Origin of the sequence: Pseudonocardia yuanmonensis (assembly GCF_039542425.1) — a bacterium.
Lineage (GTDB): Bacteria > Actinomycetota > Actinomycetes > Mycobacteriales > Pseudonocardiaceae > Pseudonocardia > Pseudonocardia yuanmonensis.
In genome coordinates this window covers 171876-185446 of the sequence record NZ_BAABIC010000012.1, presented here as the reverse complement: position 1 = coordinate 185446, position 13571 = coordinate 171876, and the positions used below count along the sequence as shown (strand labels likewise).

The 13571-nt window shown below is 76.5% G+C and carries 13 protein-coding genes; 7 read left to right on the top strand and 6 right to left on the bottom strand.

The window, feature by feature from the left end:
* Positions 1 to 34: 34 nt before the first annotated feature.
* Together ABD990_RS19120 and ABD990_RS19115 are read left to right on the top strand one after the other, a co-directional pair.
* Positions 35 to 595, top strand: coding sequence for a GNAT family N-acetyltransferase (locus tag ABD990_RS19120; protein WP_345381945.1), 561 nt, complete (start codon positions 35 to 37; stop codon positions 593 to 595).
* Between the two features lie 85 nt (positions 596 to 680).
* Complete coding sequence (locus ABD990_RS19115; RefSeq protein WP_345381944.1) at positions 681 to 3254, top strand: ATP-binding protein; 2574 nt, start codon at positions 681 to 683, stop codon at positions 3252 to 3254.
* Positions 3255 to 3266: 12 nt separating this feature from the next.
* Here ABD990_RS19115 and ABD990_RS19110 read toward each other — a convergent pair whose 3' ends face one another.
* Positions 3267 to 3527: a hypothetical protein gene (locus tag ABD990_RS19110; RefSeq protein ID WP_345381943.1), complete on the bottom strand. Its 261-nt coding sequence runs from the start codon at positions 3525 to 3527 to the stop codon at positions 3267 to 3269.
* Positions 3528 to 3756: 229 nt separating this feature from the next.
* Between ABD990_RS19110 and ABD990_RS19105 the strand changes: the two genes are divergently transcribed.
* Positions 3757 to 4332, top strand: a complete 576-nt coding sequence (locus tag ABD990_RS19105; RefSeq protein WP_345381942.1) for an OsmC family protein — start codon at positions 3757 to 3759, stop codon at positions 4330 to 4332.
* A gap of 64 nt (positions 4333 to 4396) precedes the next feature.
* Positions 4397 to 5506, top strand: coding sequence for an NAD(P)/FAD-dependent oxidoreductase (locus ABD990_RS19100; protein WP_345381941.1), 1110 nt, complete (start codon positions 4397 to 4399; stop codon positions 5504 to 5506).
* A 185-nt stretch (positions 5507 to 5691) separates the two neighbouring features.
* On the opposite strand, the gene ABD990_RS19095 is transcribed toward ABD990_RS19100, so the two are convergent.
* Positions 5692 to 6921, bottom strand: a complete 1230-nt coding sequence (locus ABD990_RS19095) for an NAD(P)-binding domain-containing protein (RefSeq protein WP_345381940.1) — start codon at positions 6919 to 6921, stop codon at positions 5692 to 5694.
* Positions 6922 to 7151: 230 nt separating this feature from the next.
* Here ABD990_RS19095 and ABD990_RS19090 point away from each other — a divergent pair, with 230 nt between their 5' ends.
* From ABD990_RS19090 to ABD990_RS19080, 3 genes are read left to right on the top strand one after another with little or no spacing between them, the layout of a single operon-like run.
* Positions 7152 to 7601, top strand: a complete 450-nt coding sequence (locus tag ABD990_RS19090; protein WP_345381939.1) for a MaoC family dehydratase — start codon at positions 7152 to 7154, stop codon at positions 7599 to 7601.
* Between the two features lie 38 nt (positions 7602 to 7639).
* Positions 7640 to 8143, top strand: coding sequence for a pyridoxamine 5'-phosphate oxidase family protein (locus ABD990_RS19085; RefSeq protein ID WP_345381938.1), 504 nt, complete (start codon positions 7640 to 7642; stop codon positions 8141 to 8143).
* A gap of 59 nt (positions 8144 to 8202) precedes the next feature.
* The gene (locus ABD990_RS19080; RefSeq protein WP_345381937.1) at positions 8203 to 8922 is read left to right on the top strand and encodes a TetR/AcrR family transcriptional regulator; all 720 of its coding nucleotides are present in this window, start codon (positions 8203 to 8205) and stop codon (positions 8920 to 8922) included.
* Positions 8923 to 8979: 57 nt separating this feature from the next.
* On the opposite strand, the gene ABD990_RS19075 is transcribed toward ABD990_RS19080, so the two are convergent.
* The 4 genes from ABD990_RS19075 to ABD990_RS19060 all read right to left on the bottom strand — a co-directional run bounded on the left by ABD990_RS19075 (position 8980) and on the right by ABD990_RS19060 (position 13448).
* Positions 8980 to 10197, bottom strand: a complete 1218-nt coding sequence (locus tag ABD990_RS19075) for a cytochrome P450 (RefSeq protein ID WP_345381936.1) — start codon at positions 10195 to 10197, stop codon at positions 8980 to 8982.
* A gap of 31 nt (positions 10198 to 10228) precedes the next feature.
* On the bottom strand, positions 10229 to 11233 hold the full coding sequence (locus tag ABD990_RS19070; RefSeq protein WP_486362907.1) for a PDR/VanB family oxidoreductase: 1005 nt from the start codon (positions 11231 to 11233) through the stop codon (positions 10229 to 10231).
* A gap of 145 nt (positions 11234 to 11378) precedes the next feature.
* Complete coding sequence (locus ABD990_RS19065; protein ID WP_345381934.1) at positions 11379 to 12131, bottom strand: IclR family transcriptional regulator; 753 nt, start codon at positions 12129 to 12131, stop codon at positions 11379 to 11381.
* Positions 12132 to 12248: 117 nt separating this feature from the next.
* A complete protein-coding gene (locus ABD990_RS19060) occupies positions 12249 to 13448 on the bottom strand; it encodes an alpha/beta hydrolase family protein (RefSeq protein WP_345381932.1) in 1200 nt (399 codons plus the stop codon).
* Positions 13449 to 13571 lie beyond the last annotated feature (123 nt).

Below are 13571 nucleotides of genomic sequence, written 5' to 3'. Positions count from 1 at the left end.
ACCCGGCGGGGCGGGGAGCCGCCACACTGACCGGATGACGACCGTCCGAGACCTGCAGCCCGTGCTGACCGGCACGAAGGTGCGTCTGCGCCCGTGGACCGCGGACGACGCCGACGTCGTGTACGCCGCCTGCCAGGACGCCGAGATCCAGCGGTGGACCACGGTGCCGTCGCCCTACACCCGGGCCGACGCGACCGGGTACGTCACGACCTTCGCGCCGCAGGCGTGGGAGAAGGGCGACGCGGTGTTCGCGATCGTCGACGCCGCGACCGGGGACCCGGTGGGGAGCATCGGCGCCCACGGGATCCGGGACGGGGTCGCGCACGTCGGCTACTGGACCGCGGCCGCCGCGCGCGGGCGGGGCCTCACCAGCGACGCACTGCGCACGCTCGCGCGGTGGTGCCTGCGGGAGGCCGGCGTGGCGCGCGTCGAGCTCGTGGTGGACCCGGAGAACCGGGGGTCTGCCCTGGTCGCGGAGGCCGCCGGGTTCACGGCCGAGGGGACGCTGCGGCAGTGGCTCGTCGTCAAGGACCGCCGGATCGACGTCGTCATGTACTCCCTGCTGCCCGACGACCCCGCCGTGAAGACCCCCTGACCGAGCCGACCGGCGGCCCGTCGGGCCTCGGGAGATGCTCGGTTCGGAGGATGGGCGGGCCGCCCTCCGCTGCCACGATCGAGGCGTGGAGCTGCTCGAGCGCGAGCAGGAGCTCGCGGAGCTGGAGGGGGCGCTGGCCGCGGCGGCCGCCGGCGCGGGTGAGGTCGTGCTCGTGCACGGCGAGGCCGGCATCGGGAAGACGAGCGTGGTCCGGGCCTTCCGACGCAGCGTCACCGGCCGGGCCCGCGCCTACCTCGGCGCCTGCGACGACCTGCTCTCCCCACGCACGCTCGGCCCGCTGCGCGACGCCGCGCCCAAGGACGGGCCGCTGGCGTCGGCCCTGGCCGCCGGCGACCGGGACGCGGTCTACGACGCGGTGCTCGACCTGCTCGCCGGGCCGGGCGACGGGGGCGCCCCCGCCGTGCTCGTGGTCGAGGACGTGCACTGGGCGGACGAGCCGACCCTCGACGTGCTGCGCCACGTCGGGCGGCGGATCGCCGACCTGCCCGCGATGCTCCTGCTGACCTACCGCGACGACGAGCTCGGGCCCGACCACCCGCTGCGCCCGGTCCTCGCGTCCCTGCCCGCCGCGCGCCGGCTCCCGCTGGCCACGCTCTCGCGGGGGGCGGTGGCGGCGCTCGCCGGCGGCACGACCGCGACCTCGGCGCCGCTGTTCCGGCTCACCGGCGGCAACCCGTTCTTCGTCACCGAGGCCCTCGCGGCGGGGCCGGACGCGGTGCCCGCCACGGTCGTCGACGCCGTGCTGGCCCGGGCCCGGGGCCTCCCGCCGGAGGCGCTCGCGGCGCTGGAGCAGCTCGCCGTCGTCCCCTCCGGAGCCCGGCTCCCGCTGGCCAGGGCCCTGCTCGGTGACCTGTCCGTGCTCGCCCCGGCCGAGCGCGCCGGGATGGTCGAGGTGCATCCGGGTGCGGTGGCCTTCCGGCACGAGCTCGCCCGGCGCGCGGTCGCGGACGCGCTGCCCGCCACCCGGCGGATGGCCCTCCACGGCGCCGTCCTGCGAGCCCTGCTGGCCGACGACGAGCCGGACCTCGCCCGGGTCGTGCACCACGCCGCGGGCGCCGGCGACGACACGGCGCTGGCCCGGTACGCGCCCGCCGCCGCCCGGCAGGCGGCCGCCGCCGGTGCCCACCGCCAGGCCGCGGCGCTCTACGAGCAGGCGTTGCGCACCGCGCTGCCCACCGCCGAGCGGGCGGCGCTGCTGGAGGACCTGGCCTGGACGTACTTCCACGACAACGACCGGCCGGGCGCGGTCCGGGCGGGCACGGAGGCCGTGGAGCTGCGCGAGCAGCTCGGCGACCCGACCGCACTCGGGCAGGCGCTGAGCACCCTGGCGCTGCAGCAGTGGGCCGCCCTGCTGATCGACGACGGGCTGCGGTCGGTCGAGCGGGCCGTCGCGTCGCTGCGCCCGGGCGGCGACTCGTTCGCGCTGGCCTTCGCGCTGACGTACCGCGCCGTGATCCTGGTGAACCTGGACCGGGAGCGCGAGGGGCTCGCGGCCGCCGACGAGGCCCTGGCCGTGGGCGGGCGGCTCGGCCTGACCCGGCTGCGGCCGACCGGCCTGATCTACCGGGGCCGGGCGCGCTGGCAGTCCGGCGACCCCGGCGGGCGCGAGGACGTGCTGGCCGGGACGGCGCTGGCCGAGGAGCTCGACCGCCCCGACGACGTCGTGATGGGCCGCACGAACCTCGCCTCGTTGCTGTGGCGCTACGCCCGGTACGCCGAGCTGGAGGAGGTGCTCGAGGCGAACCGGCAGCTCGCCGACGCCACCGAGCACACCACGCACGACCGGGTGGTGCGCTCCTTCGGTGCCCGGCTCGCCGCGCTGCGCGGGCGCTGGGCGGAGGCCGACGCGGAGCTGCGCTGGGGCCTCGACGCGGTCGAGGGCGGCGGGATGGTCGCCCGGCAGGCGCTGCCGACGCTGGCCCAGGTCGCCGTCCGGCAGGGCAGTGCCGAGGCCCCCGAGCTGCTGGCGACGGCCTGGGCCAACGCCGAGAGCGCCCGCGCCCTGCCCGCGATGGTCACCACCGCGGTCGCCGAGACCGAGCAGGCCTGGCTGACCGGCCAGGACCGCCTCGCCGACCACGCCCGCGCCCTCCTCGCCCGTACCGAGTGCCCGGGCCGGGAGCGGGAGCGCGGAGAACTGCTGCGCTGGCTGCACCGGCTGGGCGACCCGGCCGCGCCCTTCCCCGGCTGTCCCGAGGAGTACGCCGCCGGGCTGCGCGGCGACTGGCGTGCGGCGGCCGCGGCGTGGGAGCGGATCGGCGCGCCGTACGAGCGGGCGCTGGAGCTGGCCGGGTCGGGCGAGGCCGAGGCGACGCTGGAGGGCCTCGCGGTGCTCGACGCCCTCGGTGCCCGGCCGGCCGCCGCGCTCGTCCGGGCCCGGCTGCGCGGGATGGGCGTGCACCGGGTCCCGCGCGGGTCGCGGCAGGCCACCCGCGAGAACCCGGCCGGCCTCACCGACCGGCAGCTGCAGATCCTCCGGCTGGTCGCCGCCGGGCGGACCAACTCCGAGATCGCGGCGACGCTCGTGCTGTCCGTCCGGACCGTCGACCACCACGTCTCGGCGGTGCTGCAGAAGCTGGGCGTGGTGTCCCGGCGGGACGCGGCGAGGGCCCTGGCAGCGCTGGAGGTGCCCGGCTGAGCGGGGCTCCGCTCACGCCGCGTCCCCTGCCCGGACCGGGCGGAGGCCCGGCGACCAGTCGGGCGGGGCGCCGGGCGGCAACGGGGCGGCGAGGATCTCGTCGGCCACCCGCATCGTGAGCCGCCCGCCGCCGAAGCGGTGCCCGAAGTCCTGCCAGGCCAGCAGCTCGCGGTGCAGCAGCTCGCCGATCGGGCCGGGGTGCGTGCGCAGGGCGCGGGTCGCGGCGGAGCGCAGGCGGGTGGCCTCGGCGGGGGTCATCGGCGTGACGGTCATGTCGTCCTCCTCGGATCGGAACGACGTGAAGGGTGCGCCCGCGCGGGCGTCGCGCCCATCGGTGAGGGGCACCCATGTCGGCCCCTACCCGTGCCCACGTGCACCGGCATGGGTAGCGGGCCGCCGGAGATGGGTGGTCCTCGCCGATGGGCGGACCCAGGGCCGCCGGGCACGGTCTGTGGTGTCGGGCCGGACCCACCGGCCGGAGAACGGACCCGAGGAGCACACCATGAGCCAGACCGTCACCGACACCGTCCGCAACGGCGTCGACACCGCGACCATGTTCGCCACGCTCGACGCCATCAAGGCCCAGCCGGAGATCGCGCAGTTCCGGTTCCGCGCCACCAACACCTGGATCGACGGGGCCCACAACCGCTCGTCGATCAAGGGGTTCTACGCGGCGTGCGCCGAGGACACCTCGCGCACCGAAACCTTCACCCTCGACGCCGGCGAGCCCGCGATCCTGCTGGGCACCGACACCGGCCCGAACCCCGCCGAGTTCCTGCTGCACGCCCTCGCCGCGTGCGTCACGACCTCGCTGGTCTACTCCGCCGCCGCCCGCGGCGTACGGCTGACCTCGGTGTCCTCCACGCTCGAGGGCGACCTCGACGTGCAGGGTGCGATGGGCGTCAACACCGAGGACTACCGCAACGGCTTCGAGCGGATCCGGATGACCGTGACCATCGCGGGCGACGCGCCGCCGGAGAAGCTGCGCCAGGTCGTCGAGCGGGGCCGGGACCGGTCCGTGGTGTTCGACTCCGTGACCAACGGCGTGCCCGTGGACCTCGAGGTCGTCACCGCCTGAGCCGCAGGTGGCCGGGCGTGCCGAGGGGTCGTCCGACCACCTGCCGTCCACCCGGAGGTCCGAGATGGACTCGTACGACGCGATCGTCGTGGGCGCCCGGTGCGCCGGCTCCGCGACTGCGATGCTGCTGGCCCGGGCCGGGCTCGACGTCCTGCTCGTCGACCGCGCCGACCCGACCCGGGACACCCTCTCCACCCACGCGCTGATGCGCGGCGGGGTGCTCCAGCTCGAACGCTGGGGCCTGCTCGACGCGATCGTCGCGGCCGGGACGCCGCCGGTCACCACGACGACGTTCCACTACGGGCCGGACGCCGAGGTCGTCGAGATGGCCGCGCCGCTCTACGCGCCGCGCCGGACCGTCCTCGACGCCGTGCTGCTCGACGCGGCGCACTCGGCGGGCGCGACGGTGCGGCTCGGGGTGGACGTGACCGGGGTCCTCTCGCCGGGGGACCGCGTGTCGGGGATCGAGGCGCGGGTGCGCGGCGGGGGGACCGTGCGCGCCCGCGCCCCGCTGACCGTCGGCGCGGACGGGGCCCGGTCGACCCTCGCGAAGCTCGTCGGCGCGGGCGTCGTACGCCGCGGCCGGGCCGCGAGCGCGATCGTCTACGGGTACTACCCGGCGCCGGCCACCGGGTACGAGTGGTTCTACACGCCCGGCGCGACCGCGGGGATCATCCCGACCAACGACGGCCTGGCCTGCATGTGGGCGGGGATGCCGCCGGCGGAGTTCGCCGCGGCGCGCCCCCGCGGGCTCGACGCCCTGTTCGCCGAGGTGTTCGGCCGGGCCGCGGATCGGGAGCCGGGGGAGCGGGAGGGGCCGTTGCGCGGCTTCCCCGGTGCGCCCGCGGTGCTGCGCACCCCGACCGGCCCCGGGTGGGCGCTGGTCGGCGACGCGGGGTACTTCAAGGACCCGCTCACCGCGCACGGCATCACGGACGCGCTGCGGGACGCGGAGCTGCTCGCCCGGTCGGTCCTGGGCGAGCTCGACTACGGCCGCACCCGCGACCACCTGTCCCGGCTGCTGTTCTCGGTGGCCGAGGAGATCGCGGGATACCGCTGGGACCTGCCGCAGATCCGTGCGCTGCTGCTCGCGGAGAGCGCGGCGATGCGCCCCGAGGTGCGGATGCTGCGCCGGCTCGACGAGCGGGACGCGGCACGCGGGATGGCGGCGTGACCGGCGCCGCCGCCTGACCCCATCGATCGCCGCCCCGGAACACCGGGGCGGCGATCGCTTTCTGCGCTCTCACACCCACGGCGCGGGATGGTTCACGACGCCCTCCGGCGGGCCGGCAGAGCGCAGTGCGGGACGCCGCCGAGAACGACGGACGCCCCGCGCCGGGCGGGGCGTCCGGGTTCCTCTCAGGCGGCCAGGACGGCGGGGCGTTCGGCGGCGCGCTCCGCGATCATCTCCGCGAGGTGCTCCGCGTCGGCGCCCACGCCGTCGAGGAAGCTCGACGAGCGGCGGTACTGCCAGCGCAGGCCGAGCACGTACAGCCCCGCGGCGGCGGTCACGCCGCGGGTGTGGACGATCTCGCCGTCCACGCCGGACACGGGTGCCTCGATCCAGCCGTGGTCGCGGCCGAACCCGGTCGCCCACACCACGGCGGCGATCCCGGCGAGCGCCGGAGCCTCGCCCGCCTCGACCTCGACCACCTCCGGGGCCGCCTCGGCCGGCACGTCCATACTGGTGCGGGCCACGAAGTCGTCGACCGCGCGGCGGAAGCGGGTCGCGTTCGCGGCGGCGTCGGCCACCGTCCCGGCGAGGTCGTCGCCGAACCGGAGCCGCCCGTCCGCGCAGCCGAGCAGCCGTCCGTGCGCGACGACCCCCTCGGACACCAGGCGCGGGACGTCGAGGTCCCGGGTGCCGCCGGCGAGCACGGCGTTCGGGGTGCGTCCGGGCGGTCCGGGCAGGGTGTCGACGGTGCGGTCCAGCATGCCGAGCCGCTCCATCCAGCAGTAGGCGTCGTGTCCGCGGTAGCGGCGGGGCAGCGACTTGTGCCGCCCGACCGCGAGGTGCACGGGCCGGCCGGCCCGCGCCAGCTCCAGGGCGATCTGCTGCCCCGAGGGCCCGGCGCCGACCACCAGCACGGCACCGGGCGGCAGCTGGTCGGGATTGCGGTAGTCGGCGGTGTGCAGCTGATGGATCCCCGGGGGGAGGTCGGCGGCCACCGCGGGGATCCGCGGGCGCGCCAGGTCCCCCGTCGCGACGACGACGGTGCGGGCGAGGAACCGGCCCGCACTCGTCGACAGCCGCCAGCCCCCGGCGACCCGGTACAGCCGCCGCACGTCCACCCCGGTGCGCACGGGCGCGTCGAAGGACCCGGCGTAGTCCTGCAGGTAGCGGGCCACCTCGGCGCCGGTCATGAAGCCGCCCGGATCGACCCCGGCGTACCGCCACCGTGGCAGCCGGGTCTGCCAGTTCGGGCTCAGCAGCCGGAACGAGTCCCACCGGCGGCTGCGCCAGCTGTCGGCGATCCCGGCCCGTTCCAGCACGACGTGCGGCAGGCCGCGGTCGGTGAGGCAGCGGCTCATCGCGAGCCCCGCCTGCCCGGCGCCGACGACGACGGTCCCGGTCACGGTCTCGGTCATGGTGTCCTCCAGGGAAATCGGTGTGCGGCCGACGCTAGGGAGCGCGCGCCCGCCGGCCATCGGTGGCGGCTGCCCATCTCCGGCGGAGGCCGACCCACCCTGCGTCGCCCGCGGGAGCGTGGGCAGGTGGGTGCGCGGAGATGGGCAGCCGACACCGATGGCGGGCCGCATCCGCGCTCCTAGCGTCGATCCCGACCGAGCACCGCCCGACACCGCACCGGGAGCCCGACATGACCGACACCGACGGCACGGCCCAGCTGCGCAGGATCCCCCGCACCGTCCCCCGCGTCGGCGCCTCCGCGAGCCGCTCCCGGCTCGTGACCCGGCGCGACATCGAGCTGTTCACCGAGATCTCCGGGGACCGCAACCCCCTGCACTACGACGAGGAGCGCGCCGCCGCGACCCGCTTCGGCGGGATCGTGGTGCAGGGCGGCGTCACGACGGCGCTGCTCAACGCGGTCGTCGCCGAGGAGCTGCCCGGGCCGGGCAGCGTGTTCCTGCAGCTCGACCTGGCCTTCCGGGCCCCGGTCCGGCCGGGCGACGTGATCACCGGGACCGTCGAGGTCACCTCCGCCCGCGAGGACAAACCGATCACCGCCCTCGACGTCCGGGTGACCCGCGACGACGGCGTCGTGGCCGTCGATGGCACCGCCGTCTGCTACACCGAGCCGCTCCCGTGACCGTGGCGAGGTCGCCCGATACCCCTACCGTGGGCCGCGTGGCTCCCGCCCCGACCCCCGCCGAGCTCGCCGCCTTCGTGGAGATCGCGCACGGCGTCGTCTGGTGCACGCTCGCGACCGTCGACGCCCGGGGGCGGCCGCGCTCGCGGCTCGTCCATCCACTGTGGACGATCGAGCCCGGCGGCGGCCTCGTCGGGCGGGTGACCAGCCGGCGCTCGTCGCCGAAGGCCCGGCACCTCGCCGCGCACCCCTACGCCTCCTGCTCCTACTGGGACCAGCGGCACGACGTCGCGGTCGCGGAGTGCCACGCGGCGTGGGACCCGGATCCTGCGGGCTCGTGGCACCTCTTCCGGGAGCCCGAGCCGCCCGTCGGCTTCGACCCGGCCGCGATGTTCCCCGGCGGCCTCGCCTCGCCGGAGGCGGGGATCGTCGTGCTGCGGCCGTGGCGGCTGCGGTGGGGACGGGCGGCGGACCTGGCGGCGGGAGCGAAGCCCACCGTCCGGAGTCTCCGCACAGCAGGGAGTGACAGGTGTCAGCACTGACGTAACGCGGGCAGCCCCATCCCGGAGCGTCTCCGTGCGGGCAACGGGAGGGCACGCGGATGGCGACGAGCGAACGTCCGGGCGGGCGGGACGAGGGCGTCCGCTCCCGGGCCGGCGACTCGCAGGCCCGGCGGGACTCGCGGCTCCGGACGGGCCTGGCGCGGCGGGCCCGGACCAGCGCGGCGCTGGTCGCCGCGGCCCGCACGATGTTCGGTGAGCAAGGGTGGGCCGAGACCCGCATGGAGGACGTCGCCCGGGCCGCCGGCGTCAGCGTCGCGACGGCCTACAACCACTTCCCGAGCAAGCACGCCCTGATCGGCGCCGCCTTCGCCGCCGCCTGGCAGGAAGGGCTGGAGGAGGGTGGGCCGGAGCCGGGTACGGAACCGGACGTGCCGGGCCTGCCGGGCGACCGCACCCGGGAGCTCGCCGCGCACCTGTGGCGGATCAGCCACATCGCCCGCCGCCACCAGCCGCTCACCGCGGCCTTCGCCTGCGCCGTGCAGGAGTACGTCGCGCGCGTCCAGCAACGGCCCTCCGTCGAGGCCTCGGACGACCCGCGGCCGAGCACCCGGGTGCCCGAGCGGATCGCGGTCCTGCTCGACGCCGCCCAGCGCAGCGGCGAGCTCGGCCGCCAGCGGGAGCCCGCGGACCTGGCCGAGCAGCTGACCTTCCTGCTGTTCCTGCGCTGCTTCACCCACCCCGAGGAGGACGCGGCCGCGACCGCCGAGATGCTCCTCGCCATTGCCGTGGGCGTGCTGCCCGCCGGCCCGTCGGGCTGACCGGGGAGCCGACCGGACCGTGGTGCCCGGCCACCGCCGTCGTGCCGTCCGCAGCCGTCACGCCGTTCGCAGTCGCAGGGGGAGGGACTCCCAGGCGCGCAGGGTGTTGTTGTGGTGGCGGCGGGTCGGGCCGGCGAGCTCGATCGCCTCCACCCGCCGGGCCAGCGCCGTGAGCAGGGCCTCGGCCTCGAGCCGGGCGACGTGCTGCCCGACGCACTGGTGGATGCCCATCCCGAACCCGACGTGCCCGGAGGGGTCGCGGCCCAGGTCGAAGGCGTCGGCGTCCGGACCCCAGCGGGCCGGGTCGCGGTTGGCGGCGCCGAGGAACATCAGGATCTTGTGTCCGTCGGGCACCACGTGCCCGCCGATGGCGACGTCCCGGGTGGCGGTGCGGAAGAAGGTCTGCACCGGGGACTCCCAGCGCACCGCCTCGTCGAAGGCGACGCGGGCCAGGCCGGGGTCCTCGCGGAGCCGCCGCCACTGCGCGGGGTGGGTGGCGAAGGCGTAGAGCACCGCGGACAGGCCGTGCACGGTGGTGTCCACCCCGGCGGTGAGCAGGGACCGGACGATCAGCGGCGCCTGCTCGGGGGTGATGTCGCCGCGGTCGGAGGCGGCCCAGATGTCCGCGCCGAACCCCTCGGGGGCGAGCGCCTCGCGCGCGCACTGCGCGGCGACCCACGCCGACAGCTCGGCGACCCGCGGCGCCCCCTTCGCCACCAGGTCGTTGGCCGGGCCGAAGGCGTTGAACGCGTGGTCGCCGTAGGGCAGCAGGTTCTCCCGGCCCGCCTTCGGGATCCCGACGGCGTCGGGGAAGACCCGCAGCGGGAAGGCCTCGGTGAGGTGCGGGACGGCGTCGAACTCCGGCCCGTGCGCGGCGAGGACCTCGTCGACGAGCCGGTCGGCGTCCGCGGCCCAGCCCTCCCGCAGCTTCCGCAGCGCGCGCGGGCCGAGGATCTTCTGCAGCACCCGGCGGGGCGCGTCGTGCCGCGGCGGGTCGGCCTCGAGCAGCAGCGACGGCGGGCGCCACGGCTTCTCGTGCCGGAAGTTCGACATCCCGACGCCGGCGGCCGAGCCGAAGCCCTGCCAGTCGACGAGGGCGGCGTGCACCTGCTCGTAGCGGGCGAAGGCGAACACGTCGTACCGGGTCAGGTGCACGACCGGCCCCGCCTCGCGCAGCGCGGCGTGCAGGGGCAGCGGGTCCTCCAGGACCTCGTGGTCGAACGGGTCGACGTCGCTGGTGGGGACATCGTGGACCGGCTCGGCGGTGAGCGTCACGGCGGGCTCCAGGTGGTGGGGGATGGGGCGGTCAGAGGTCGAGGACGAGGCGGTCGCCGAGGGAGCGGGACACGCACGGGAACAGGCAGTCGCCGCCGGCGCGCTCGTCGTCGTCGAGGATCGAGTCGCGGTGGTCGGGCTCCCCGGCGAGCACCCCGGTCTCGCAGGTGCCGCAGGTGCCCCGGCGGCAGGAGGAGAGCACCTCGACCCCCGCCTCGGCGATCGCGGCCAGCATCGAGCGGTCCGGTGGGACGGTCACGGTCCGACCGGTGCGGGCGAGCTCGACCTCGAAGGCGGTGTCCCGGGCGGGCGCGCCGAGCTCGCGGGCCACGAAGCGCTCGGTGCGGACGGCGTGGCGGGGCCAGTCGGCGGTGGCGTCGGCCAGGGCGGCGAGCATCGGCGCGGGACCGCAGGCGTAGACCCGGGTGCCGGGGTCGGGCGTGCCGAGGAACCCGGCGAGGTCGAGCAGGCCGTGCTCGTCCTGCGGCACCACCCGGACCCGCCCGTCGTCGATCCCCGCGAGCTCGTCGACGAACGCCATCGACGCCCGGGTCCGCCCGCCGTAGAGCAGCTCCCAGTCCGCGCCGAGCAGCGCGGCCTGCCGGATCATCGGCACCAGCGGGGTGATCCCGATGCCCCCGGCCACGAACAGGTAGCGGCCGGCGGGTACGAGCGGGAAGTTGTTGCGCGGACCGCCGAGCCCGACGAGGTCGCCCACGGCGAGCCGGTCGTGCACGTACGCCGATCCGCCGCGCCCGGCGGGCTCGCGCAGCACACCGACCCGGTAGCGGTGGGCGTCCCACCGGTCGCCGCACAGGGAGTACTGGCGGGTCGTCCCGTTCGGCAGGACCAGGTCGACGTGGGCGCCCGGGGCCCAGTCGGGCAGCCGGCCGCCGTCCGGGGCCACGAGCTCCAGGGACACCACGCCGTCGGCCTCCACCCGCTTGGCGGCGACCCGGACCGTCGCCGCCGTGCCGGCGGCCGGGACGGGCTCCGCGGGACGCGGTGCGAGGGACAGGGGATCGGCGGTGATCACGGGGCGGTCCTCCCGGCGGTGGGATCGGGCGCGTGGGACGCGGTGGGCTCGGGTGTCCGAGCGAGGTGGACCGAGGATGCGTACCGGCGTGCACCGCGCAGAAGGCGCTTCTCAATGAATGAGAGGGAATTCGGGCGGCCGCAGCTCAGGAGGTCGGCGCGAGGGCCCGCCCGATACCGCGCGCGGCCGCCTGGAGGACCGGGACGACGGTGAAGGCCTGGCCGTCGTTCGGGACGATCGCCGACAGCGCGGCGACGACCTCGCCTCCCGCGTCGCGCACGGGCACGGCGGTGCCGGCCGCGTCCGGGTGGATGTGCCCGGGCGTGATCACGTGCCCGTCCCGGCGGATCCCGGACAGGACCGCCCGCAGCCGTGCCGCGTCCGTGATCGTCTGCGCGGTGAAGCGCTCCCGCGGCCGCGCCAGCACCCGCTCCTGCAGCTCGCGGGAGCCGAAGGCGGTGAGCACCAGCCCGGACGACGACGCGTGCAGCGGCAACCGCCCCGCGATGCGGGTGTAGTTGATCACCGAGCCGGGGGCGGAGAGCCGCTCGAGGAACAGCACCTCGTCCCCGTCGAGGACCCCCAGCTGCACGTGGTGCCCCACCACGGCGTGCAGGTCCTCCAGGAACGGCATGGCGGCCTCGCGCAGCGACAGGGTCGGGGAGGCCCGCTGCGCGAGCTCCCACATCCGCACCCCGATCCGGACCCGGCCGTCGTCTCGGCGCGCGAGCAGGCCGTGCCCGACCAGCTCGGCGACCAGCCGGGACGCGGTCGCGACGTGCAGCCCGGTCCGCCGCGCGATCTCGGTGACCGTCAGGTCCGGCTGCGCCGCGCTGAACACCTCGAAGATCCGCACCGCGCGGGAGAGCACGGACTCCCCGGTGGCGACCCGTGGCATGCCGCCCAGCCTGCCACGGGCACGACCGCCGCTCCGCAGGATCGACGAGGGCGCCGGGGTCGGGTCGCCGGCGGCGACCGCTGTCCGCTCGACCGCGACGAACAGCGCGGCGCAGGATCAGGCGGGAACGTGCTCGTCGAGCCAGTCGAGGATCCGCTCGCCGCGCAGCCCGCCGGCCATGGGCTCGCAGTGCCCGTCGGCGCCCTCGGCCGCGGTGAACGGCATGAGGGTGACCTCACAGGTCAGCGCCTCGGCCATGCGGGCGGACTGGCCCGGCCAGAACTGCTCGTGCTCCGGGTCCGTGATGAGCATCGGGCAGGTGATCGCGGCCAGCTCGTCGTCCGTGAGCGCGTAGGCGCGGCCGGCGGTGAAGAAGTCGAAGGGCGACGTCACGCCGTAGGGCCGCATCCGCCACTGCAGCACCCGGCGGATGCGGGGCGAGAGCTTGCGTGCCCAGCCCATGTCCCGGTCGAACTTCTCCCGCTCGCCCGCGTCGAGGAGCTTCACCATCGAGTGCCCGAGCTGGGCGAGCATGGTGGTGGAGACGTCGACGACGCCCGGATCGGCCACGGCGGCGGCGACCCGGTGCTCGTACGCCACGGCCCGCGGCACCCAGAACCCGCCCTGGCTCACGCCCATCGCCGCGATCCGGTCGGGGTCGACGTCCGGACGGGCGACGAGGTGGTCGATCACCGGGGTGAGGACGTGCTCCCAGTCCGGGCGGAACGGGATGCCCTGCCGGACCAGCGCGGCGTTCTGCCCCGGGCCGTCGTAGGTCACGACTGTCCAGCCGCGCTGCAGCGCGTCGGCGGCGGCGCGCGTCCAGGCACCCACGACGGGGCCGTCGCTGCCGTTGGTGAAGACGAGCGTGCGGCGGGCCTCGTCGGCCGGGCCGGCGCGGAACACGTACCCGGCGAGGGTGGTGTCCTCGTAGGGGATCGCGAGGCGCTCGACGGCGATGTCCCCGACCGCGTCCGTGAGGTCGACGAACCGTTCCCACGCGTCCCGGTGGCGCTCCCACAGCTGCGCGAAGGCCGGATCGTCCGCCATGTCGGTGGCGGCGGCGTAGTAGGTCGAGGCCCGCAGGTACCGGGCGGCGGCGGAGCGGAGGTGCGCGGCGCCCTCCGCGGCGCGGGCCTGCTCGGCGACCCGCTCGGCGGTCGCGGTCCACTGCGTGACCCAGGCCGCGGAGTCGCCGTTGGGGATCCGCTGGACCGTGCTCAGCACCTCGCCGGAGTCGGCGGCCCGGTGGAAGGTCCGGCCGAGCAGGTTCTCGACGGCGAACTGGAAGTCGGGGTCCTTGTAGAACGCGTGCACGTCACGCTCCTCGAGAGCTTGTGGGTCCGGTGCTCTGCTCGGTGCCGGGCCACGCGGTGCTACGCGGCCCGGCGAGCACGCCCACGCTCGCGGGCGCGCCTCCACCCGCGCCCCGATGGTCCG

What these genes read in the sequence shown, in the direction of transcription:
- ABD990_RS19110 (WP_345381943.1), bottom strand. Translation starts at nt 3,527, where the DNA reads ATGACCGTCACGCCGATGACCCCCGCCGAGGCCACCCGCCTGCGCTCC.
- ABD990_RS19105 (WP_345381942.1), top strand. Translation starts at nt 3,757, where the DNA reads ATGAGCCAGACCGTCACCGACACCGTCCGCAACGGCGTCGACACCGCG.
- ABD990_RS19120 (WP_345381945.1), top strand. Translation starts at nt 35, where the DNA reads ATGACGACCGTCCGAGACCTGCAGCCCGTGCTGACCGGCACGAAGGTG.
- ABD990_RS19065 (WP_345381934.1), bottom strand. Translation starts at nt 12,131, where the DNA reads ATGCCACGGGTCGCCACCGGGGAGTCCGTGCTCTCCCGCGCGGTGCGG.
- ABD990_RS19090 (WP_345381939.1), top strand. Translation starts at nt 7,152, where the DNA reads ATGACCGACACCGACGGCACGGCCCAGCTGCGCAGGATCCCCCGCACC.
- ABD990_RS19095 (WP_345381940.1), bottom strand. Translation starts at nt 6,921, where the DNA reads ATGACCGAGACCGTGACCGGGACCGTCGTCGTCGGCGCCGGGCAGGCG.
- ABD990_RS19080 (WP_345381937.1), top strand. Translation starts at nt 8,203, where the DNA reads ATGGCGACGAGCGAACGTCCGGGCGGGCGGGACGAGGGCGTCCGCTCC.
- ABD990_RS19100 (WP_345381941.1), top strand. Translation starts at nt 4,397, where the DNA reads ATGGACTCGTACGACGCGATCGTCGTGGGCGCCCGGTGCGCCGGCTCC.